The organism is Nitrosomonas halophila (genome assembly GCF_900107165.1).
GTDB lineage: Bacteria > Pseudomonadota > Gammaproteobacteria > Burkholderiales > Nitrosomonadaceae > Nitrosomonas > Nitrosomonas halophila.
Genome location: NZ_FNOY01000046.1, coordinates 1 through 23,052, shown reverse-complemented (window position 1 = coordinate 23,052; position 23,052 = coordinate 1). Strand labels below are relative to the sequence as shown.

Annotated in this window: 16 protein-coding genes and 1 riboswitch; of the genes, 13 read left to right on the top strand and 3 right to left on the bottom strand. The window is 54.3% G+C overall.

Features of this window, described 5'->3' with window-relative positions:
- Positions 1-184 precede the first annotated feature (184 nt).
- The 3 genes from BLV85_RS10375 to BLV85_RS10365 form a co-directional block, all read right to left on the bottom strand.
- The gene (locus tag BLV85_RS10375) at positions 185-2,134 is read right to left on the bottom strand and encodes a S8 family serine peptidase (RefSeq protein ID WP_245725174.1); all 1,950 of its coding nucleotides are present in this window, start codon (positions 2,132-2,134) and stop codon (positions 185-187) included.
- A 168-nt stretch (positions 2,135-2,302) separates the two neighbouring features.
- Positions 2,303-2,389: riboswitch (cyclic di-GMP riboswitch) on the bottom strand.
- Between the two features lie 276 nt (positions 2,390-2,665).
- A complete protein-coding gene (locus BLV85_RS10370; RefSeq protein ID WP_090414903.1) occupies positions 2,666-3,352 on the bottom strand; it encodes a PEP-CTERM sorting domain-containing protein in 687 nt (228 codons plus the stop codon).
- Positions 3,353-3,729: 377 nt separating this feature from the next.
- A complete protein-coding gene (locus BLV85_RS10365) occupies positions 3,730-5,691 on the bottom strand; it encodes a S8 family serine peptidase (RefSeq protein WP_090414902.1) in 1,962 nt (653 codons plus the stop codon).
- 356 nt (positions 5,692-6,047) lie between these two features.
- Here BLV85_RS10365 and apaG point away from each other — a divergent pair, with 356 nt between their 5' ends.
- From apaG to BLV85_RS10305, 13 genes are all read left to right on the top strand, one after another.
- Positions 6,048-6,431 (top strand): Co2+/Mg2+ efflux protein ApaG, encoded by a 384-nt coding sequence (apaG, locus tag BLV85_RS10360; RefSeq protein WP_090414901.1) that lies wholly within the window; start codon positions 6,048-6,050, stop codon positions 6,429-6,431.
- Positions 6,432-6,557: 126 nt separating this feature from the next.
- Positions 6,558-7,265, top strand: coding sequence for an SAM-dependent methyltransferase (locus BLV85_RS10355; RefSeq protein WP_090414900.1), 708 nt, complete (start codon positions 6,558-6,560; stop codon positions 7,263-7,265).
- 202 nt (positions 7,266-7,467) lie between these two features.
- Positions 7,468-7,968 carry a hypothetical protein gene (locus tag BLV85_RS10350; protein WP_143032324.1) on the top strand — a complete coding sequence of 167 codons (501 nt, stop codon included), beginning with the start codon at positions 7,468-7,470 and terminating at the stop codon, positions 7,966-7,968.
- A gap of 630 nt (positions 7,969-8,598) precedes the next feature.
- Positions 8,599-9,741 (top strand): flagellar biosynthesis protein FlhB, encoded by a 1,143-nt coding sequence (flhB, locus tag BLV85_RS10345; RefSeq protein ID WP_090414898.1) that lies wholly within the window; start codon positions 8,599-8,601, stop codon positions 9,739-9,741.
- A gap of 28 nt (positions 9,742-9,769) precedes the next feature.
- Positions 9,770-11,854 (top strand): flagellar biosynthesis protein FlhA, encoded by a 2,085-nt coding sequence (flhA, locus tag BLV85_RS10340; RefSeq protein ID WP_090414906.1) that lies wholly within the window; start codon positions 9,770-9,772, stop codon positions 11,852-11,854.
- A complete protein-coding gene (gene flhF / locus BLV85_RS10335) occupies positions 11,851-13,125 on the top strand; it encodes a flagellar biosynthesis GTPase FlhF (protein WP_090414897.1) in 1,275 nt (424 codons plus the stop codon). Before flhA ends, flhF begins: the two co-directional genes overlap by 4 nt.
- Positions 13,118-14,014: a nucleotide-binding protein gene (locus BLV85_RS10330; protein WP_090414905.1), complete on the top strand. Its 897-nt coding sequence runs from the start codon at positions 13,118-13,120 to the stop codon at positions 14,012-14,014. Before flhF ends, BLV85_RS10330 begins: the two co-directional genes overlap by 8 nt.
- Positions 14,015-14,022: 8 nt before the next feature.
- A complete protein-coding gene (locus BLV85_RS10325) occupies positions 14,023-14,733 on the top strand; it encodes an RNA polymerase sigma factor FliA (protein ID WP_090414896.1) in 711 nt (236 codons plus the stop codon).
- Positions 14,734-15,107: 374 nt separating this feature from the next.
- Positions 15,108-15,383 (top strand): hydroxylamine oxidoreductase, encoded by a 276-nt coding sequence (locus BLV85_RS10320; protein WP_090414895.1) that lies wholly within the window; start codon positions 15,108-15,110, stop codon positions 15,381-15,383.
- Positions 15,384-15,629: 246 nt separating this feature from the next.
- Positions 15,630-17,903, top strand: a complete 2,274-nt coding sequence (locus BLV85_RS10315) for a CHASE2 domain-containing protein (RefSeq protein WP_090414894.1) — start codon at positions 15,630-15,632, stop codon at positions 17,901-17,903.
- A gap of 146 nt (positions 17,904-18,049) precedes the next feature.
- Complete coding sequence (locus BLV85_RS10310; RefSeq protein WP_176974013.1) at positions 18,050-21,562, top strand: FecR domain-containing protein; 3,513 nt, start codon at positions 18,050-18,052, stop codon at positions 21,560-21,562.
- Between the two features lie 384 nt (positions 21,563-21,946).
- Positions 21,947-22,147 (top strand): hypothetical protein, encoded by a 201-nt coding sequence (locus BLV85_RS14905; RefSeq protein ID WP_143032323.1) that lies wholly within the window; start codon positions 21,947-21,949, stop codon positions 22,145-22,147.
- A 115-nt stretch (positions 22,148-22,262) separates the two neighbouring features.
- Entirely contained in the window at positions 22,263-22,946 is a 684-nt protein-coding gene (locus BLV85_RS10305) for a Crp/Fnr family transcriptional regulator (protein WP_090414904.1), read from the top strand.
- Positions 22,947-23,052: the final 106 nt, after the last annotated feature.

Sequence of the window (23,052 nt, the reverse complement as noted above, 5' to 3'; positions counted from 1 at the left end):
CTCGGCATGAAGAACATCGGAAAGCCGTGTACGGGAGAACTGTACGCACGGTTTGATGAGGGAGGGCAGGCGCAAGCCTGTTCTCTACTCTACCCTTTTAAATTAAATAGGATGGGTTTGATTCCTCCGGCCAGAAACTGCTGTTCTGGCCGGAGGAATCAATGGGTGCAGAACTATCGTGCTGTTATTTGACAACGTTCACGTTCACGGATGTCGTGGCGGTGTTGCCCGCTTCATCCTGTGCGACGGCCTGAATCGTATGTGTGCCGGCTGAAACGCGTCTTGGGCGTGTGTTCCAGTTGGTGCTGAGCGTGCTGCCTGTGCCTGTCGCGAGGAGTTGTCCGTCAATATAAATCGCTAGGGCAATGCCGGCATCACCGCTGTCATCGGAGGCGTTGACCGTGATTGTTACATTGTGGGAGACGTCTCCTGCGACTGGGTCGATGATCTGAACAACAGGAGGGGTGATATCTTCATCTACAGTGATAATATCGTTATCTACGTTGACTTCCACAACGTTGGAGTCGGCAGAATTGCCGGCTGCATCGAATGCGCGCACGACGAGATTGGCCTTGCCATTGGGCGTGCCGTTGGAATCCCAGGAGAAAGCGAACGGTTCGGAAGTATCGACCGCGACGCTGGTATGGTTGACCCACAGCTCGGTGCGTACTACACCCACATTGTCGGTTGCTTCAATATCTACCGGCACCAGTCCGGAGACGGTTGCGCCTGACAGCGGTTCCAGGATGGTGACTTGCGGGGGCTCGGTGTCCACGATGGGGGTGGCCACGGTTGCGGCCACGGCCTGCACTGCGGCGCCGGCATCGACCCGGCCATGCCCAAAGTAGGGATCCCACCCGGTGGCGCCGAGGTCGACGGCGGTTGCGAACAAGGTTTGCTCGATATCGGTATTTTTCATGCTTGGATTGGCAGCCATCATCAGAGCGATGACACCGGCCGTGATTGGGCTGGAGAACGAAGTGCCGTTGGAGGCACCATAGCTTTTGCCGTCACGGGTGGTCCAGATGCCTGCGCCGGGGGCGGATAACAACACGTAATTGCCGTAACTGGACCAACTGGCTCGCGCATCGCTTGATGTGGTGGCAGCTACAGGGATCATGGTATCGGTGGTAGTGTAATTTTCCAGATTGCCGGTGTTGCCAGCGGCGACAATGACCAGCCCATTTTTATTCTTCATATATTGTGCGGCATTGCGTGCGCTGAGACTGCTCGAGACGCCGACAAAGCTGATATTGGCCACACGTACCCCGCGATCGGCAGCCCACACCAATCCGTTAGCGATGCCGCTCCAGGTTCCCCAGCCGCTGGTATCGGTAATGCGAATCGGCATGATTTGTGAGTGACGTGCGACGCCTGCCACGCCGATTCCGTTATTGGTGAGAGCAGCGGCGGCGCCGGCGACCCGGGTACCATGTCCGGAGACATCGGAGGTGTTGGAATTGTTGTCGAAGAAATTCCAGCCAGACACCATTTTTGCGGCCAGATCAGGATGGTCGCCTTCCACACCCGAGTCGAGAATGGCAATGGTGATATCCGATCCGAGCGAATCTCCCCAGGCGGCAGGTGCACCGATCTTGGGCAGGTGCCAGCCATTGGGATAGTAGGGGTCATTGGGGATCACGGTGGGAGAGACATAATGGTCGAATTCGGCAAACTTGATATGCGGATGCCGCGCAAGTCTTGCGATCACCCCTTCTTCCGTATATTCAGGCAGCTCGACGACATACAAATCACTTTGGCCAATTTTTGTGGGTTTGCCGCCATATTCTCTGAGAATTTTGGTCAGTGCTTTACTGGGGAGGCCGGCGCGAGGTGTGACCAGGATGCGCCCCCTGGCCCATTCATCGTTGCCGCCGCGCTTGGCGCGGGCGTTGGCGGGCAGCGCTTCCTCGGCAAAATTGCTTTTGGCGCGCTCGCTTGCATTCGCATGGGTGGGCGGGGATGCATGGGTGGTGATTGGCGTAAGTGCCGCGGCCCCCAACAGGCCGGCTAGCATGGCTGTGCCTAGAAGCCGATGCAGTCCGGCGCGCCTTGTTGTGTGTTTCAGGCCTGATATGGCATCAGGGTGTGTGAGTAAGTCGCGAACCATGTATGGTTGATGAATACTTTCCATGAACTTATCCTTTTCAAGCTCAGGGGAAGCCCGGAATAGAACTGCATGGATATCTGCGCCAGGCTGTCTGCGTCGGTGGGACTCGTCGTGTGTAAAGTGAATCAACACGCTGTTGCACTGGCTCGATATTCGCCCTTCCCATTCAGCCGGGAGGAATGTGGAAACTTTGCTGGCAGTCTTGCTATCCTGGGGCGTTGGCCCTGTAGATCAATGACTTTGCGTCCCGCGCTTTCGCGTGGTTTGCCCTTTACAGTGGATGTCGACGAATGACTAAGGGGGTGAATGCCTTGCCCCATCTGCTATCGATGACATCATTAATAAATACCTGAGTATTTACGGAGTTGTGTACGGCCTGTCCGAATACTTCTTTAATGCATCGACAATACTGCGATAGAGTGTAAAAAATATCGACAGTCAAGCGTGGAAAGACGAGGAGCGTTGTGCTGAGGAGATGAAACTGGGGAATCTAGATCACGAAGTAATTAACCCGCCTTGTCAGCGGGTTAATTGAATGTCGCTCGAAATGTGCAGTTAAACCCGGCCTCTGCGTGACAGGCTTAATCCTATCAGCCCAGCGCCCAGCAACAGGAGAATGCCCGGTTCTGGAACATCACCATTACCTGGACCAGGCCCACCATTCTGCCGGTAGTAGACGGAAATATGAGAGATATCTCTTGGTCCTTGGCCAGGGAAGGCAAATGGTGGCTCTTCAAATGGTGATGTATAGGTGCCCGTTCCACCAAAACCACCATCATCCAGGGAGGTGAGCAGAAGTGGCATATTGATTAAGTATCCAACTAGATTTGTATCTCCGCCATCTTTAAAAACGAGCATGATATCGCTGAAGTCGGTGATATTCCCACCTATCCAGGTAAAGGTTCCTGATTGATTATTGCCAAGGAAATCAAACAAGCTGGAACCATCAGTCCCACTCACATTGCCGATATCGTCATACTTGCCATCAAACGACCAGTTGGTGAACCCAAAAAAGGCTTCCTCGTTGACAGTAAAGCTGCTTTGGGGGGGGCTGACGCTGTCGTTTTGATTTGCATTTAGCGGTTCCAATATCGTGCAGCCAATATTCGGCGTGACATTATCAGAGATATCGTAGCCTGTACCGGTGCATGACGCAAAACTTGCGTTTGCATTGACTGTGAACATTGCTCCCGCGATAAGAGTCGAGCTCATCAGTGTAGATATAATTGTTTTCTTTAACATGTTGCGTCTCCTTTAATTTTTAGCCTAATTATAATCTTTCCATTCGCTTTTTGACTTGTGGTAACTAATAACAAGCAATTTATGTGCCATATTTTTATCTATTGGTTTCTTAAGAAATATTATGTCATTTAGGATTTTTCTCGGGAGATTCTGTAAAAAAAATCGACAATCATACGATGCGGAAGGCGTAACGCGCCGGGGGGCGCCAGCAATTCCCATTTTGAGCAGTAATGCCTATCATTTCCCTGCGCATGCAAGTAAATATCGCATCTGTCATGTGTTGTTTGGCATTAGAGATTGTAGATTATTGATTCAGAGCCTGAATCAATTGATTTCCTCTCATTTTTCAAGATGAGAATTGCTGGGCACCCTGGCCGCTACTTGACGACATTTACATTTACAGAAGTAGTGGCTGTATTGCCGGCAGCATCTTTCGCCGTGGCTTGGATTGTATGTGCGCCAGCCGAGACGCGTTTTGGACGAGTGTTCCAGTTGGCGCTGAGCGTGCTACCTGTGCCTGTCGCGAGGCGTTGTCCATCGATGTAAATAGCCAGCGCAATGTCTGCGTCACCGTTGTCATCGGAAGCATTGACCGTGATCGTCACATTGTGGGAGACGTTTCCTCCAACCGGGTTGATAATTTGTACAACAGGCGGGGTGGTGTCAATAAGGGAGGAAGAGGTGTCTTTATCATCGGTGACCGAGCTAATGGGATTTTCCACGTTGACTTCCGCGATGTTGGAGGCGGCGCTGTTGCCGGCTGCATCGAATGCGCGCACCACGAGATTTGCCTTGCCATTGGGTGTGCCATTGGAGTCCCAGCTGAAAGCAAACGGTTCGGAGGTGTCGACCGCAACGCTGGTATGGTTGACCCACAGCTCGGTGCGCACCACGCCGACATTGTCGGTTGCTTCGATATCCACTGGCACTAACCCGGATACGGTTGCGCCGGATAGGGGCTCGAGAATAGATACGCGTGGCGGTTCGGTGTCTTTGGGCGAGGTGATTGTAGTTTCGGTTGTGACCACAGCCTGCACCGCGGCGCCGGCATCGACCCGGCCATGTCCGAAGTAGGGGTCCCACCCGGCAGCGCCTAGGTCAATAGCGGTGGTAAACAGGGTGTGCTCGATATCGGTATTTTTCATGCTTGGATTGGCGGCCATCATCAGGGCGATGACGCCGGCCGTAATCGGGCTGGAGAACGAAGTGCCGTTGGACGCACCATAGCTTTTGCCGTCACGGGTAGTCCAGATGTTCGCGCCGGGAGCGGATAACAACACATAATTGCCGTAACTGGACCAACTGGCTCGCGCATCACTTGATGTGGTGGCAGCTACAGGGATCATGGTGTCGGTGGCAGTATAATTTTCCAGATTGCCGGTGTTGCCGGCGGCTACAATGACCAGCCCATTTTTATTTTTCATGTATTGTGCAGCATTGCGTGCGCTGAGACTGCTCGAGACGCCGACAAAGCTGATGTTGGCCACACGCACCCCGCGATCGGCAGCCCATACCAATCCGTTTGCGATGCCACTCCAGGTTCCCCACCCGTTGGTATCGGTAATACGAATCGGCATGATTGGCGAGTGACGAGCAACGCCCGCTACGCCGATACCATTATTGGTGAGGGCGGCGGCGGCACCGGCGACCCGTGTACCATGTCCGGAGACATCTGAAGTATTGGAATTGTTGTCGAAGAAATTCCAGCCAGGCACCATTTTTGCGGCAAGATCAGGATGATCACCTTCCACACCCGAGTCGAGAATAGCAATGGTGATGTCCGATCCGAGTGAATCTCCCCAGGCGGCAGGTGCACCGATCTTGGGTAGGTGCCAACCATTGGGGTAGTAAGGGTCATTGGGAATCACGGTGGGAGCGACATAATGATCGAATTCAGCAAACTTAATATGTGGATGGCGGGCAAGTCTCGCAATCACGCCTTCTTCCGTATATTCAGGCAGCTCGACGACATACAAATCGCTTTGGCCGATTTTTGTGGGCTTGCCGCCGTGTTCCCTGAGAATGTTGGCCAGCGCCTTGGCGGGCAGGCCGGCGCGTGGCGTGACTAGAATGCGCCCCCTGGCCCATTCTTCATTACTGCCGCGCTTGGCGCGGGCGGGCAGTGCTTCCTCGGAAAAATTGCTTTTTGCACGATCGCTTGCATTCGCATGTGCCGGCGGGGATGCGTGGGAAAGGGTGGGGGTGAGTGTTGCCGCAAGGCTTGTCAGGCCAACCAGGGCGGCTATGCCGATAAACCGGCGTATTCCCGGCGTGTTTCCCGGATGGGTTGATGGTGTGCGTGTGTGGATGAATGGATTAATGTTTTTGTTATGGATCATGCCCCGAGTTCCCTTATGAATTAAAAAAGCCATGCTGAGCTGGCATGGCAGGTTATTATTGGTGTTTTATGAAACCGATTAAATTTAAGGCAATAATCATGCCAATTATTCATGTGATTGATTGAAAAGAACATTAATCATCATGTGCCCTGTTTGAATCAGTATATTCTGTCTCTAAATAGAGACAGAATTCTAAAAATAGACTTTAAGTATTGGTATTTAAATATTTAAATATGTCGCCAGAAAGAGACGGAATGACTATTGATCAATTGATGCATGATTCGAGATGGGACCGGAATCGGCAATACGCACCAACTCGCTTGCCGTAACCATGAAAATAGTGTGGAATAGGTTTTATGGATAATGAAGAAAAATACAATATAGAAGTGAAAGTGCGCACGGTTTACTTGCCGGATCAATCCGACCCAAGTGCCGAGCGGCATGTTTTTGCGTATACGATCACGATCAACAATACCGGCAGTGTCGCTTCCCAGCTCGTCAGCCGCCATTGGATCATCACCAGCGGTGATGGCAGCGTCCATGAGGTGCGTGGACTGGGGGTGGTGGGCGAGCAGCCTTTTCTGAAGCCGGGAGAGAGTTTTGAGTACACCAGTGGCACGGCGATTTCCTCGCCGGCGGGTTCGATGAAAGGCAGTTATCAGATGGTGGCCGAAGATGGCTTCCATTTTTCGGTGGAGATTCCTGAATTCATATTGAGCGTGCCCAGAGTGCTGCATTGACAGGCAGTATGATTCGACCGGCTCCAGGTCTGCTTTCAGGGTGCGCTTGCGCATCATCCAGTCTGGAAGTGATTTGCAGGCAAATTAAAATATCATATGGTGCATTTTTTCTGAGTTTATCGATTTATGACCTTCGGCACGCTTTATCTGATTCCGGCGCCACTGGGCGAGGGCGATCTTGCCTGGATGCTGCCGGTAGGCGTGCAGCAACGCCTGGCTTCACTTGATCGTTTCATCGTCGAGCATCCAAAAACCGCGCGGTATTTTCTTAAGCAAATTGGCGGTCTGCAGCCATTGCAAGCCATCGAGTTGGAAGTGCTGAACGAGCATACGCGCGCCGCCGAGCTGGAAGCACTGCTGGCGCCGCTGCTTGCCGGGAATGATGTGGGCTTGCTGTCGGAGGCGGGTTGCCCCGGTGTGGCCGATCCTGGTGCCAGTTTGGTGAGATTGGCGCACCAGCGGCATATCCGGGTTGTCCCGCTGGTGGGGCCCTCTTCGATTTTGTTGGCGCTGATGGCATCTGGTCTGAATGGGCAGCGCTTTTGTTTTCATGGTTATCTGCCGGTGGAGCAGGCGGCACGCAACCAAAAAATTGCGCAGCTGGAGAAGGCATCCATCATGGCGGATGAAACCCAGATCTTTATCGAGACGCCTTACCGTAACCAGCGTTTGCTCGAAGCGTTGATACAACAGTGCCGTCCGGATACGGATTTGTGCGTGGCCTGCCATTTGACGCTTGCTGATGAATACGTCGTCACCCGCACCATAGGCGAATGGCGGCGGGATTTGCCGGACCTGAACAAGAAGCCGGCCGTGTTTTTGCTGCATGGATGAGCAAGCAGTGAGGCGGGCGGTGTCTGCAATTCAATGAGGCAGGGTGCATTCCAAGCACCAAGCAGGCGCTGAACGTGTGGCAGAGGCTGGGTCTGTCGGGGTGGTCGTTGATGGTATTTGCCGGTGTGCAGGCACATCCTGCGGTGGCTGCAGTCCAATGGAGTAGGGTGCGCAAGCGCACCGAATACTGAGGAAATGCGCGATGAAGAGCTCATTATGTGTGAGAGGGTTGACGGGATCCGGACATAGGCTGGTCGCTGCTGCTTTTTGGATGGTTGCCGTGCCTGACTTGAGTTTTGGGCAACCTGAGGTGGGTCGGTTGGCTGTGCATTCGGGGGCGGTTTGGGTGGGCGGCGGCTGGCACGCTCATCATTATCCTTATCCTCCGCCTATTCCGGCTTATCCTGGCGTGCAATGGATGTATCCTTGTTTTCCCTTCGTTGATTGTCTGGTTTGGCAGCAGCATCATGGGTTGGACCGGCGCTGGCGGGAATTGCGCAAACAGCAACCTATCCCGAGGCAGGACGTATCACTCAGCTTTGCTGAAGAGTCGATGGAAGCTTGGCGCGCGGGCCTGCGACCGGCGCTGGAACCATTCCGGACCGATGAGCGTTATATCTTACCCGAATTCCGCGGGCACAGCCTGGTTCGGCCGGAATATGAAGGGGTGGGCAGTGTGCGCCCCGAGTTCCCCGAGAATTAAACCCGAAAGGCTTGTCTTGCGCATGATGGGTGACTAGGAGGCTGTCCGAGAATAGACTGATCTACTGCGGACGAGCCTGGTTGGCCGGATTTTACGATCCTTTTCATTAAATAGAACGACTATTCGCCTCAAATGATCGAAAAATCCAACTCAACCAGCCTCGCCCTCGCTACGATCGCTATTCTCGGACAGCCTCCTAGAACCAATTCTTCCCTTTAAGAGTATCCAGCATCAAGGCCGGGTTGCCGCGCCACTTTCGCGGCTCGCCAAAAGGGTGTGCTTGCACACCGTCAAACATCGGCCATTGCCAGCAAGTTGTCGCATAAGCAAAAACCGGTGCGCGAGCGCACCCTACCGGGCAGCCAGTTCCAATGCATGCCCGGATTCAACCTAACCTCTATTCGTGTGCATTGGTGTTCATTCGTGGTTGCTGCGAGCTATCGCCGCAATGGCTGTGACGTTGAGGAGATGGTCTGCAATTGAAATTTCCAAACAGCTTCTGGGTAACTGCCAGCCGGTGCGCCGATTCCATTCTGGATCGGGTGATTAACAGGATAAATCTTCGTTTGTTCCCCGCATCGATTTCCGGCGCTGTCTTCGATAATTCAGCCTTATCGAGAGGAGCCCGATATGGCGGAAGACAGCGATCTGGAACGTACCGAGCCCGCTTCTCCCAGGCGCCTGGAAAAGGCGCGGGAAGAGGGGCAGGTTGCGCGTTCGCAGGAGCTCACTACATTCGCAGTCTTGATTGCGACAGCTGGGAGCTTGTGGTTTATCGGCTCGATTATCATGCACAAGCTGGCGGGCGTCCTGGAAAGCGGTCTGTCGATGGAGCGGGCGTTTGCATATGATCAGGCGTTGCTGTTGCCGCGATTGTTTCAGCTGGCAGTCGATGGTTTGCTGGCGATCGCGCCGTTGCTGGCCTGGTTGGTCATTGTGGCTTTCTTTGCTCCGATGTTGCTCAGTGGATGGTTGTTCAGTTCCAAGGCGTTGATGCCGGATTTCAAGCGTATCAACCCGATCAAGGGACTGCAGCGCATTTTTTCCGCGCGCGGTTTGATCGAGCTGGTCAAGGCAATCACCAAGGCATTGGTCGTGGGCGGGGTGGCAGCCGGCGTGATGTGGTTTTACAAACAGCAGGTGCTTGACCTCATCAGTCTGCCGCTGATTGCGGGATTGACTGGCATGGGCAGATTGATGGTGCTGGCCTTTATTTTGATTGTGGGCGCGATGGTGTTGATCGTGCTCATCGATGTGCCGTTCCAGCTCTGGAATCATGCGCGCCAGCTGCGGATGTCCAAGGAGGAGTTGCGCAAGGAATCCAAGGAAGAAGATGGTGATCCGCAGGTCAAAGCGCGTATCCGTAGTCTGCAGCGTGAAGCTGCCCGCCGCCGCATGATGGCAGAAGTGCCCAAGGCGGATGTCATCATTACCAATCCGACTCACTATGCTGTGGCGCTGAGATATCAGGATCGATCCATGCGCGCGCCCAAAGTGGTGGCGAAAGGCGTGCATTTGGTCGCGGCACGCATCCGTGAACTGGCCGAAGCGCACTATGTGCCGGTGCTGGAAGTGCCGCCACTGGCGCGCGCCTTGTATCACCATGTGGCGCTGGAGGCGGAAATTCCCGAGGCATTGTATACCGCTGTCGCGCATGTCCTGGCCTATGTTTTTCAATTGCGCAGGTATCAGACTTATGGCGGGGAGGCGCCGCAATTATCGCCGGAGATAGCGATTCCAAATGAGCTGGATCAGGTGAGCGTCACCAACTGATATGGCAAATGTAACCAATAAATTCAATATGAATAATATTTTGTCATTGAGTGCCTGGCTGCAGGCCAGCCGCTTGCAAAGTTTTGCCGGACCGATACTGATCATGCTGATTCTGGCGATGATGGTGCTGCCTTTGCCGCCTTTTGTGCTGGATGTGTTGTTTACATTCAATATCGCGCTGGCGGTCATCGTGTTGCTGGTCGGCCTCTATACCCGGCATGCGCTGGAATTCGCTGTTTTTCCCACTGTTCTGCTGATTACCACTTTGTTGCGGCTTTCGCTGAATGTTGCCTCGACCCGGGTGGTGCTGTTGAATGGCCATACCGGCCCGGATGCGGCTGGCAAGGTAATCGAGGCATTTGGCCATTTTCTGGTGGGAGGCAATTACGCGGTCGGCCTGGTCGTGTTCATCATTCTGGTGGTGATCAATTTTGTTGTGATAACCAAGGGCGCGGGACGTATCGCGGAAGTGAGCGCGCGCTTTACCCTGGATGCGATGCCTGGCAAGCAAATGGCGATCGATGCCGATCTCAATGCCGGCCTGATTGGTGAGGCCGATGCACGCAAGCGGCGCGAGCGCATTTCTCAAGAGGCGGATTTTTATGGCTCCATGGATGGGGCCAGCAAATTTGTGCGGGGGGATGCCATTGCGGGCATTCTGATCATGCTGATTACCATCATCGGCGGGCTGGTGGTGGGGGTATTGCAGCATGATCTCGACCTTGCCGCCGCAGCCCGTAACTATACCTTGCTGACGATAGGCGACGGGTTGGTGGGGCAGATTCCGGCATTGATCATTTCGACTGCGGCCGGGCTGGTGGTCAGCCGGGTCAGTACCGATGAAGATCTGGGGCAACAGGTGGTCAGCCAGTTGTTCAACCGTCCGCAGGTTCTATGGCTGACGGCGGGCATTCTCGGCCTGCTGGGTCTGGTGCCGGGGATGCCAAATTTTGTGTTCCTGCTGTTGTCGGCACTGATCGGCGGGATGGCCCATTACTTGTCCCGGCGCCCCGTGCCGGCGGAGCCGAAACCCAGTGAGCCGCAAGTGGCGGCAGCCGAGGCGCAGGATGCCGGCTGGGAAGACGTGACACAAGTCGATACGCTTGGCTTGGAAGTGGGTTACCGGCTGATTCCGCTGGTCGACAAGCTGCAGCAGGGTGATTTGCTGAGACGGATCAACGGTATCCGCAAGAAGTTTGCCCAGGAAATCGGATTTCTACCGCCGGTCGTGCATATCCGGGACAACCTGGAGCTGCGCCCCAATGCCTATCGCATCACCATGAAAGGATCGGTCATTGGGCAGGGAGAATCCTATAACGGCATGTATCTGGCAATCAATCCCGGTCAGGTCACCATGGCCCTGCCCGGTAACAGCACCCAGGATCCGGCATTCGGCCTGCCGGCTGTCTGGATCGAAACAGGTCAGCGCGAGCTGGCGCAGACCAGCGGTTATACGGTGGTTGACGCCAGCACGGTCGTAACGACTCACTTGAATCATCTGATACGCAGTCATGCCTCTGAATTGCTCAACCGGGATGCGTTGCAGCAGCTGCTCGATCATCTTGCGCGGAGTATGCCCAAGCTGACCGAAGACCTCATTCCCAAGCTGCTGCCTTTGGCGACGGTGCAAAAAGTGTTGCAGCATTTGCTGGAAGAGGGGGTGCATATCCGTGATATGCGCACCATTATCGATACGCTGACCGAATATGCCGCGCGCACTCAGGAGGTCACGGAACTGGTGGCGCTGGTCCGGGTGGCGCTGGGGCGGGCCATCGTCGAGCAATACTATCCATCGGGCACCGAACTGCAAGTGATGAGCCTGCACCCGGAATTGGAAGCTGTTTTGACACAGGTGGTCCAATCAGCGCCCATGACGGAGGGGGGTATAGAGCCGGGCTTGGCTGAAACATTGACTCGTGAAGCGGGCAACGCGGTCAGACGCATGGAGCATCTCGGGTTGCCTGCCGTGCTGGTGGTGTCCGATGCGATCCGGCTATTGCTGGCACGATTCCTGCGGCGTGCATTGCCGCAGCTGCGTGTGCTTGCTTATTCCGAAATTCCGGATTCCAGAAAAATTAAATTTGTTGCCATCGTTGGAGGAAGTAGAACATGAGAGTGAGAAGGTTTCTGGCCGAAACTTCGCGTGAGGCGTTGCGCAAAGTCAAAGAAGAGTTGGGTGCTGATGCGGTGATTCTGTCGAACAAGCAAGTGGAAGGCGGGATAGAAATCATGGCCCTGGCCAGCGAGGATATTTCCACGCTGGCCAATGATACGCAAGCAGCGCCACCTGTATCTTCCGCGGACAGGAAAGCGAAAGCGCCCGCCTTGTCAGAAGCCATGCTGGCAGCCAAGACGGCGCCCTCTTCGTCCAACGGAGAAACGGCTGGGCCGTCCCGTTCAGAAGAGGCGCTGAGCATGAATATCATTCAGGAGATTCAGGCCATGCGGCAAATACTAGAGGATCAGCTGACTACCGTGACTTGGGACAATTTTTCGCGGAAAAATCCTGATGGCGTCAGGGTGTTGCGCACTTTGTTGAATGCCGGTTTCAGTCCGCTGCTTGCGCGCCATTTGCTGGAAAAATTGCCGGCCGATCACGATTTCGAACAAAGTCTGAAAAAAACCCTCACCCTGCTGACACTCAATTTGCGCACAGCAGTCAGTGACGAAATCATCGAGCAAGGGGGGGTGTATGCATTGATCGGCCCAACCGGCGTCGGAAAAACCACCACCACTGCAAAATTGGCGGCACGCTGCGTGATCCGGCATGGCGCCGACAAGGTCGCTTTGCTGACGACTGACAGCTATCGTATTGGCGGCCACGAGCAATTGCGTATTTATGGCAAATTGCTCGGCGTGCCGGTGCGCAGCATCAAGGATGTCGATGATTTGCAATTGATTCTGCATGAGCTGCGGGGCAAGCATATGGTCTTGATCGATACGGTTGGCATGAGTCAGCGGGATCAGATGCTGACAGAGCAGATCGCCATGCTGAGCCAATGCGGGACCGAGGTGCGGCACTTGCTGCTTCTTAACGCAACCAGTAATGGCAACACGCTGGATGAAGTGATCTCCGCCTATCAGCGTCACGGGATTTATGGTTGCATCATCACCAAAATCGATGAGGCGACCAGCCTGGGCATTGCGCTGGATGCGGCCATTCGGCGCAAACTGGTGCTCCACTATGTCACCAATGGGCAGAAAGTGCCGGAGGATTTGCACGCAGCCAATTCCCGCTATCTGTTGCATCGAATTTTCAGATCCACTTCCAGGAATTCTCCCTTTGCGCTACAGGATTCGGAGTTCGCCATTGTGATGGCGAGCAGTTTCCTCGATCAGGCAGAGGATGCGCAGCCAGCCTGTGCTGAGGCTGGGCATGGCTAGCGCTATGAGAGACCAGGCTGCCGGCTTGCGTGCGTTGAGCGCGCTGGACAGCGAGCAAGGGATGCGCGTGTACACGGTGGCTGGTGGACGGACCGGTGTGGGTAAAACCAGTACCGTGATCAATCTGGCCATGGCACTGGCGCAGATTGGCCGGCAGGTACTGATTCTGGATGAAAATCCGCGGCATAACGATGTGAGTGCCAACCTGGGTCTTGAGGCGCATTTTGATTTGCTGCATGTGATCAATCGGGAGAAATCCCTTGAGGAGGTACTGACGCAGGGGCCACAGGGTATGCTGATTCTGAAAGCGGTGCGCGGCATGGATTCCTTGGCAAAGCTTGCGCCGGTCGATCAGGAGTGGCTGATCAAAAGCTTTGGTGATTTGTCCCTGCCGGTCGATGTTGTGCTGATCGATACCGCCATCAGGGCAGCCAGCCATGTTGTGCCGCTGAGCCTGGCTTCTCAACAGGTGCTGATCGTGCTTTCGGGGACCGGCAAGTCCATAACCGATGCCTATGCACTGATCAAGCTTATCAGCAAGGAGTATGCGCGGCGGGATTTCCTGGTGCTGGTCAACAAAGTGGAGTCTGCAAGCATGGGGCACGATATTTTTGAAAATATAGCCGCTGTCGCGCGCAAGCATCTGGCCGTCAGGCTGGAGTGGATGGGGTGCATACCATTCGATGACAAACTCTATCGTTCTACCCAGCTTTGCCAGCCGGTGGTGGAGGCCTTCCCGGCTGCCCGGTCTGCTGCGGATTTTCGGCAGCTGGCCGAGAAAATGATTCGTTGCCCTTGTCCTGGAACAGACGGTGGTGGAATGGAAAATTTCATGCATCGCCTGATTCGTAGCAGCCATCTCAACAACATGGCGGATTTTACGGTTTGAGCGAGCCTATGTATACCGAAACCGGCACCATTGATAAAGAGCAGTTCATTATCGAATATACGCCATTGGTCAAGCGGATTGCCTATCATATGATGGCTAAGTTGCCAGCGAGCGTGATGGTGGATGATCTGATTCAAGCAGGCATGATCGGACTGATGGATGCAATCAGCCGCTATGAGGGCTCTTACGGCCGTCAGTTTGAAAGCTACGCGGCCCAGCGTATTCGTGGTTCGATTCTGGATGAATTGCGGGATGCCGACTGGCTGCCGCGCAGTCTGCGCAAGAAAATGCGCCAGATCGAAGCGGCTGTCCGTGCTTTGGAGCAGCGCCTGGATCACCCTCCCAGCGAGCAGGAGCTGGCGGATGAGTTGAATATGTCTCTGGAGGAATACCAGGGCGCCCTACAGGATGCGCGTGGCGGGCAGCTGATCTATTACGAGGATTTTCAGGAAGACGAGGAAGATCATTTTCTTGATCGCCTGTGCGGTAACAGGGAGAACGAGCCGCTTGATCATCTGCTGGAAAAAAATCTTCGCGAATTGTTGATCGAGGCGATCGAGAATTTACCCCCAAGGGAAAAAATGGTCATGGGTATGCATTACGAGCAGGAAATGAATTTGCGCGAGATCGGTGAAGTGCTGGGTGTCAGTGAGTCGCGCGTCTGCCAGCTTAATGCTCAGGCGATTGCCCGGTTGCGCGCGCGTTTAAGAGGCAAGTGAGTGCTCTGGGCTGGCCATGGCAGTTCCGTTTGGCGCATGGAATCGGTTGTCGGAATGGCGCACTTGCCGCCATCTGTCCCGGCACAAACCGGTAAGGCATGCGTTCGATGGTGGCCTTCGGCAATGGAATGGCTCCAGAGTTGCCGAAGTTTGGGAAATTGAGCGTTTTTGATGCAAAAATTTTGAATTACTTGATAGAATGTGCAGGGTCCATGCTAACCAGGGAATGGCGGGGGTTAAGGTATCTGCCGGCCAATTATCTGTGTTAATGTTTTCCTTTCGGAAAGCTTGGTTTAAAAACAAGCCGCGGGATTTTGCCTGAAAGAATTGTCAGGCGATGGATTTGGTTTTGAAACTATTAAAGAGGAACGCAAATGAACAAAGTAATCGTTGCAGCTTTTGTTTCGATTTTTGTATTGGGTTCGACTGCAACATTTGCAAGTGGTAACCTGACTTCTTCCTTGGCGCCAATCGCGGCTAAGGATCTCCTGAACTATTTGTCCTGCAAAGATAAGAAACCGACTGATGTCGTCAAAAGCCGGACTGATGTTGAGAATGGAAAAATTGTCAGAGTGAAATGTGCGGATGCCGTGGCTGTCGTCAAGAAAGCACGTGACGCTTCGGGCGATGCCTGGCAAGGCGGCTATTAATTAGTCTGCTTTTTCCGAAAAAAAAGGGTCTGTTCTCAGGCCCTTTTTTTTCGGCTTGTTTTTTTGTGTTTCATGCTTATGAAGTATTGTCGGCCGAGAGGTGGGTTTGGCTTCATCTATCCCATTGAAAATTGTTTGGGGTCTATTTCGTATTGTTCGGCCAATCGCATCGGTTTTGATTATCCGCTATTCTTTTGAATATTTCAGTCAGCGCTGCGATAAACGGCTGGCTGGCTTTTCTCTGTAATGAAGCGCTGGTATGCGCGCGTCCTGCTTGCATTGTTTGTCGGCATCCTGGGTGCGGCCATCTATCTGACACCACAAGGGGCAGGACTCGAAGAGCAGTTTGGCCTGCAATGGCTGTTTCATGCCCGCGGCAACCAATCGGCGCCGGCTGAAGTGATCGTGGTTTCGCTCGACCAAGCCTCAGCCTCCCATTTGGATTTACCACTCCGGCCCGCTTTATGGCCGCGTACATTGCATGCGCATCTGGTTGAGCAGTTGTCCCGGGCTGGTGCGGCCGTGATCGCGTTTGATCTGGCGTTTGATCAGCCCAGCCAGGTGGCCGAGCAGGATGCGCAGTTTGCCGCAGCGATTGAGCAGGCGCGCAATGTTGTGCTGGTGGAAAGGCTGGATTTTGATGAGATTATGCTCGCGGATGAGAAGGCCGGCCAGCCCGCCGCCATGATCCTGCAGGAATGGGCCGGGGAAATTGTGCCCGTTCTGGCGCATGCGGCACGTGCCCAGGCATCCTTCCCGCTGCCGAAGTCAGCCTGGGTCAGTCAGAGTTGGACATTCAGGCCCAGCGCGGGGGATATGCCGACTTTGCCTGCTGTCGTCCTGCAGTTGTTTGCTTTGCCGGCATACGGCAGTTTCCTGCGCTTGCTGACCGAGATGAATCCTGCGCTGGGCCGGCAATTGCCGCCCGATGCGCAGGCAGTTGAGATGGAAGAGTTGATTCTCGACTTGCGGCAGGCGTTTTTGCATGACCCACTGCTGGGGCCGCTCATGCTGGATAAGGCAGCACGGCATCCAGACTTGAGCGCGGCTTACCGGCGGATGATACATGCGCTGGTGAATCTCTATGCCGGCAGTGAGATACGCCATCTGAATTTTTACGGCCCCCCTCGAACGATCAAGACGATTCCATACCATCAGTTGGTTGAGCGTGGTCATGACAATCAGTTCGCCATGTCTGATGGATTCGATTTTTCAGGAAAAATCGTGCTGGTTGGGTTTTCGGCTGCAACGGCCGCTGAACAGGACAAAATCCGCGACGATTACCATACCGTCTTTTCCCGCGCGGACGGGTTGACGCTGAGCGGCGTGGAAATTGCCGCGACGGCTGTTGCCAATTTGTTGGAAGATGAGGCGCTGCAGCCGTTGCCGCCGCTCAGTGGCGCGCTGATCCTGTGCTTGTATGGATCGCTAGCCTGTCTGCTTGGCTTCCTGGTGCCGGTTGAGCACGCGCGCGCCGCATTGGCTGTGGTCATGCTGGTTGGCATATGGACGGTCATATACAGCGGCTCGGCAATCGTGCTATTCAGCGCCAAACATGTCTGGCTGCCTTTGGCCATTCCCATGCTGATACAGTTGCCCATGGGCATGATTGGCGTGAGTGCATTACGCTATTTCGAGGCCAACCGGGAGCGGAAGCGAATCGAGGCACTTTTTGGCCGGCACCGGCCGTGGCAGGTGGTGCAGTATGTGGTGAATGGTGCGGGGCCGATTCATGCGGAAAGTCAATTGGTGTACGGGGTCTGTTTGGCCACCGACGCGGAAAAATATACCACCCTGGCGGAGACGATGGATCCGCGGCAGCTTGCATTGCTGATGCATGACTACTATGCCAGTCTGTTCGAACCAGTGGAGCGTTTGGGGGGCAAGGTTTCCGATGTAATCGGCGATGCCATGCTGGCGATCTGGGCTGCGGCCGTTCCCGATCAGGCGTTACGTATGCAGGCCTGCCTAGCTTGCCTGGATATTGTGGCTGCGATAGACCATTTTAACCAGAGCGATCATCATCCGCCGTTGCCTACCCGGCTCGGGCTGCATTTTGGCGAGATGGTATTGGGAAATGTCGGTGCACGCCAGCATTACGAATACCGTGCCGTGGGCGATATTGTGAATACCGCCAATCGTATTCAGGGCGTCAACAAGTTTCTCGGCACACGTTTGCTGGTTTCCGAGGAGGTTGTGATGGGGTTGGATGATTTTCTGTTGCGTCCCCTCGGCGGGTTTATACTCCCGGGGAAATCGCAAGCCATCAATCTGCAGGAACTGGTTGCCCACCGGGAAGCAAGTCACGAAGCGCAGCAGCGGTTATGTGAAAAGTTTCGGCAAGCATTGCTTGTCTATGCATCGGGAGATCTGAAGGCGGCATGCCGCCAATTTCAGATGATCCGGAATGATTTTCCGGAAGACGGGCCAACCCAATTCTATCTCAGGCATTGTCAGGCATCTCTGCAGCGGCCGCCTTCTCAATCCTGGCAGCCCACCATCCGTATGCAATTGAAGTAATCCTGAAACGCTCGGTTGATGAAGCTGCTGTCATGGCAGTCAACTGAGCCATTCGCAGGGGGATTGAGTTGTGCGAAAGATCACAGAAATTTGATTTGCCTTGTATAGACTGGTCATCAATTGATATGCAAATAGGATATTATGGCGTGCGCTTGGTAATTGGCATCAATCATTTTGCTGTTATGTGGCTGGTTGAACGGCTGATGGCAATCAGGGGGTATGGGCTTGGTCTGTCCCGCTGTCTTGCCAAGCTGTCGCGCCATGGACTCTGGCTCTGTTTGGGTCTGTATGTGATGCCGGGACAGGCTGCTGCATCTGCCGAGGCGTGTGCCGGGGTGGTGGCGCATGTGGTGTCTGTTCAAGGGCGGGTCGAATTTCACCGGGCGGATCAGGCAGGCTGGCATCCGGCGCAATTAAATACTTCCCTGTGCGTAGGCGACAGAGTGCGTGTCCGTTCGCGCAGTCGCGCAGCGCTCAGGCTCAGTAATGAAACCATGCTGCGGCTGGATCAGAAAACGGCGATTACCATTGTGGACCCAGAAGCAGGTCCGTCCACCTTGCTCGAGCTGATGAACGGCGCCATGCATGTCATCACACGTACGCCCAAACCTTTCAAGATCAGGACGCCAGTGGTCAATGCAAGTGTTGAGGGCACGGAATTCTTCATCAGTACCCAACAGCCACAGGCCTCCGTTGTGGTGTTTGAAGGCAAGGTCAGCGTGACCAATGCGCAAGGCCGTCTCATGCTGACAAATGGCGAGGCAGCGGTTGCTCATGGGACTCAGTCACTTCGCAGGGAAATTTTGTTGGAGCCACTTGATGCGGTGCAGTGGGCATTGCATTATCCGGCGGTGATCGATTACCGGCTGGATGCAGAAAGTGAGGCCCATTTGCCAGAGGCGGTGCGCAACGCTTTAGTACATTATCGGCAAGGAAAACTGACCGAGGCTTTGTCAGAGCTGGATCGGCTGGCGGTTGATGCGCACACAATCGAGTCCCTATTGTACCGGGCCGGGCTGTTGCTGGTGGTAGGGCAAGCCGAGGAAGCGCAGCGGGATCTTGGGCGGGCGTTGCAGCTTGAGCCCGATAATAGCGATGTACTGGCACTACAGGCTGTGATTGCGGTGACGCAGAATGACAAGGCGGCGGCACTGCGTTGGGCGAGCCGGGCTGTTGAACAGAATCCGGCCTCATCCATGGCGAGACTTGCACTGTCCTATGCACAGCAAGCGCATTTTCAAATCAAGTCTGCATTGGATAGTGTGGCCGCTGCGGTTCGGTTTGATCCTGGCCATGCGCTAGCGTGGGCCCGGCTGGCTGAGCTGCATATGTCGATGAGTGAATTGGACCAGGCGCATGCGGCGGCCCGGCGGGCCGTTGATCTTGATCCCGGTCTGGCCAAAACTCAGACGGTGCTGGGATTTGCCCATCTATTAAGAATCGATACGGATCAGGCCAGTACGATATTCAGCCAGGCTATCGCACTCGATCAGGCTGATCCCATGCCGCGGCTTGGACTTGGGCTGGCCCTGGTTCGCCAGGGCAGGTTGGCGGCGGGGCGGCGAGCGCTTGAAATCGCTGCCAGTCTGGATCCTGCCAATTCCTTGGTGCGCAGCTATCTTGGCAAGGTTTATTTTGAGGAAAAGCAATATGGGCTGGCCAGCACGCAATATGATTTGGCAAGAGCGCGGGATCCGCAGGACCCGACTCCCTGGTTGTACGATGCGATCCAGAAGCAGACACAGAATCGGCCTATAGAAGCCTTGCGCGACATCCAGAAATCGATCGAGTTGAATGACAACCGGGCAGTCTACCGCTCCCGCTTGTTACTCGATCAGGATCAGGCCGGGCGTGGGGCAAGTCTGGCCCGGATATATGACAACCTGGGGTTGCAAAGACGCGCCCTGGTGGAGACTGCCAGCTCGCTGAGCTTCGATCCTGCCAACCATTCCGCCCATCGCTTTCTTTCCGATGCCTATGCCAGCATTCCCCGGCATGAAATCGCGCGTGTCAGCGAATTGCTGCAGGCGCAACTGTTGCAGCCCGTCAATGTCAATCCGGTGCAGCCACGCATGGCTGTAGCCGATCTCAATATCATTACCCATACCGGCCCCGCGGTAGCGGGTTTTAATGAATTTGTGCCGCTGATGGCGCGCAATCGTCCGCAGCTTGTCACATCGGGCCTCTACGGCAGTGATCGCACACTCGGTGACGAAGTGGTTTTTTCGGCCGTGTATGACCGGGCTTCAATCAGTCTGGGGCAATTCCACTTCAGCACCCGCGGTTTCCGCCGCAATGATCTCGACCCGGATCACCCCGATCCTGGGCGCAGCAGAAAAGATAGCACGCTCATTCAGAGTAGCAACAACCATGATGTGACCCATAATATTTACAATGCTTTTCTGCAATATGCATTGACTCCGAAATTCAATCTACAGGCAGAGCTTGTCTCGCGCAGGACAGCGCATGGGGATTTTGCTGCGGAGAATTTTTATCACAGGGACTACAATCCCTATAATAGAAGGACGCTGCGGGAAAATTCCGTGCGTATTGGTGCCAGATATGCCTTGTTGCCGCGCCAGGATTTCTTACTGTCGGCCAAGTATGTTGACCGGATGGAAAATTTCACCGGCATGAAGTTTCCCGCTTCCGGAAAACAGATCGAGGCGCAACACATACTCAAGCAGGATTTCCTGCGTGCCGTCACAGGAGGGGCTGTCTACCGCTATTCGTTCGACAATCAATCGCCATTTTTTGCTTTGCCCGGACGTTTGCACCGCGAAAGCGCCTACAGCTATCTGTACCTCAATGCACTGGCCAGCCTCGATGTCACGCTTGGTTTGGGCTATGACTCGTTTACGGGCGCGGACAGCAAGAAGGCGGGCAAGGTCAATCCCAAGATTGGCTTGCAATGGTATGTCAACGATTATCTCCAGTTACGGGCTGCCTGGTTCGAAACGACCAAGTCGCATTTGCTCGGCCAGCAAACACTGGAACCGACCCAGATTGCTGGATTCAATCAATTCTTCGATGATCCGAATGCCACCAGAACCCGGCGTACCGGTATTGGCTTCGATGCGCGTGCGGCCGACAATCTATACGGTGGAGCGGAGGTGTCCGAACGCACATTGCGTATTCCTCTCATGCAGTCAGAGACGCTGCCGGAAGCGTCGCTGGCAGCGGAAAAGCAGCGGGAACGATGGTATCGCCTGTATCTTAACTGGTTGCTGGATACGTCCTGGTCGATAAAAGGTGCGTTGCAGTTCGAGCGGGCCGACCGTCGCGGGTATCAGTATTATTTGCAACCGCGGCGTATCGATACTTTAAGCGCGCCGGTCAGTATTGAATATTTTCATGCTTCGGGTTTCTTTGCCAAATTTTCCACGACCTATGTCAAGCAGCAACAGTGGCTGACAGGCCTGCCCAGGGAAGAACATGATGACCCGTGGAACGGCGCCGGGACATCGGATTTTATGTTGCTGGATGCATTCGCCGGCTTCCGGTTGCCTAACCGCAGGGGTCTGCTTAGCCTGGAAGTGAGGAATTTGCTGGATAAGACGTTTTTTTATCGGCAGCCCTACTTTTTCACTTCCGAGCCCCATCCCAGGCTGTATTCACCCACACGCACCCTTTTCGGGAAACTAACCCTGAATTTTTAGACGAGCGGCTCCGGTTGAGTGCGAGAATACATCGCCGGCAGATTGTGCTGGCTTGAAAGCCGCATAGGCGAGGCCATTCCGCTTCGCAGAGATAGCGCCAGCTTGTATGCCGAATAAATGTTCCGTACGGCTGATGCGAATGAAATAATGCATATTTGACGTAAATAGATACCAATGACGACATAACTATGTTTCAATTCCCGTCTGGTGCATTGATCTTCAGGTTTTGCGGGAGGCGCCGATTTATATTTTTTGTATAGACTGATTGTGATTATGACTTGTACTTATACCTTTACGGTGAGAAATTCAAATGGCCGATGCGAGCTTGTTGAAGAGAGAATAGATCCGGCCGGCAGAAAAAAAACCACTGTTTATAGTGGAGCGTTGAAAAAGATAGTGTATGGACCGGGTGTCAAAACGGAATACTATGCAAAGAAAGCGCCCGATGGAAAATGTTGTGTCTATCAGCAGGATTTCAGGCAAGTGCCAGGCGGGTGGGCAACTTCCGGCTCAGAAAAAGGGCCGTTGTTTTGTGAGGGTGGTGCGCCGGTGACATTTCAGGCGGACTGCAATGTCTGGGGGTGAGATGGCCAGTTGCCGATCGGCATTCTGAGCCTGAGTAATTTGATTTTGTAACCCATGGGGCCGAATGATGGATGGATCTATTGAGGGTTATGATTGGGCAGATGAAGCATGTTTGATGCTGTTTAAAAACATCGTTGAATTCCGGGACCTGCCGCCGGCTGATTTGCATGGCATCGTACGCGCCCTGCATCGGCATCATTATGCCGCCGGTGAGGAAATCGTGCGCTATCTGGATCACAGCAACAGCGTGTTCTTTATTCTCCAGGGCTGTGTACGCATTCATTATTATGGCCTGTCCGGCGATGAAGTGATTCTGTGCGATTTGCCCGCAGGGGAGATGTTTGGCGAGTTGACGGCAATCGATGGCCAGGTGCGATCGGCGACAGCTGCGGCCAAAAAGGATACCTTGCTGGCTTCAATGCCAGGCAAGGTTTTCATGCAATTGATCCAAGCCAATCCAGTGTTCTGTACGGCGATTCTGAAACGCCTGACCGATCAGGTCAGGCGCTTGACCGAGCGCGTATTCGATTTCAGTACGCTTGCGGTACGCAATCGCATTCATGCCGAGTTGTTGCGCCTGGCCAGGCAGAATATGGATTCTCCTAATTCCGCGGTAATCAGGCCCGCGCCCACCCATGCCGAATTGGCCTGTTTTGTCAGCACTCACCGAGAAGCGGTAACGCGCGAATTGAGCGAGCTGGCCAAGCATCGCTTGATCGAGCGTACAGGCCATACGCTGCGTGTGCGGGATGTCGGGAGGTTGAAGCAGATGGTCGACGAAGTGCGCGGTGCAATTTGAGATTGACTGAGCCCAAGTTCGCAGCTTTTTCCCCCAAAACCACCCAAAACCCCCCATTTTTGCTCTAAATCAGAAAAAAATTCTTTTATAATCAATAGCGATTATT

Excerpts from the sequence above, each read along its gene's own strand:
- BLV85_RS10315 (WP_090414894.1), top strand. The coding sequence starts at position 15,630 with ATGAAGCGCTGGTATGCGCGCGTCCTGCTTGCATTGTTTGTCGGCATC.
- flhB (WP_090414898.1), top strand. The coding sequence starts at position 8,599 with ATGGCGGAAGACAGCGATCTGGAACGTACCGAGCCCGCTTCTCCCAGG.
- BLV85_RS10330 (WP_090414905.1), top strand. The coding sequence starts at position 13,118 with ATGGCTAGCGCTATGAGAGACCAGGCTGCCGGCTTGCGTGCGTTGAGC.
- BLV85_RS10320 (WP_090414895.1), top strand. The coding sequence starts at position 15,108 with ATGAACAAAGTAATCGTTGCAGCTTTTGTTTCGATTTTTGTATTGGGT.
- BLV85_RS10325 (WP_090414896.1), top strand. The coding sequence starts at position 14,023 with ATGTATACCGAAACCGGCACCATTGATAAAGAGCAGTTCATTATCGAA.
- BLV85_RS10375 (WP_245725174.1), bottom strand. The coding sequence starts at position 2,134 with ATGGAAAGTATTCATCAACCATACATGGTTCGCGACTTACTCACACAC.
- flhA (WP_090414906.1), top strand. The coding sequence starts at position 9,770 with ATGAATAATATTTTGTCATTGAGTGCCTGGCTGCAGGCCAGCCGCTTG.
- BLV85_RS10305 (WP_090414904.1), top strand. The coding sequence starts at position 22,263 with ATGCTGTTTAAAAACATCGTTGAATTCCGGGACCTGCCGCCGGCTGAT.
- flhF (WP_090414897.1), top strand. The coding sequence starts at position 11,851 with ATGAGAGTGAGAAGGTTTCTGGCCGAAACTTCGCGTGAGGCGTTGCGC.
- BLV85_RS10370 (WP_090414903.1), bottom strand. The coding sequence starts at position 3,352 with ATGTTAAAGAAAACAATTATATCTACACTGATGAGCTCGACTCTTATC.
- apaG (WP_090414901.1), top strand. The coding sequence starts at position 6,048 with ATGGATAATGAAGAAAAATACAATATAGAAGTGAAAGTGCGCACGGTT.
- BLV85_RS10365 (WP_090414902.1), bottom strand. The coding sequence starts at position 5,691 with ATGATCCATAACAAAAACATTAATCCATTCATCCACACACGCACACCA.
- BLV85_RS10350 (WP_143032324.1), top strand. The coding sequence starts at position 7,468 with ATGAAGAGCTCATTATGTGTGAGAGGGTTGACGGGATCCGGACATAGG.
- BLV85_RS10355 (WP_090414900.1), top strand. The coding sequence starts at position 6,558 with ATGACCTTCGGCACGCTTTATCTGATTCCGGCGCCACTGGGCGAGGGC.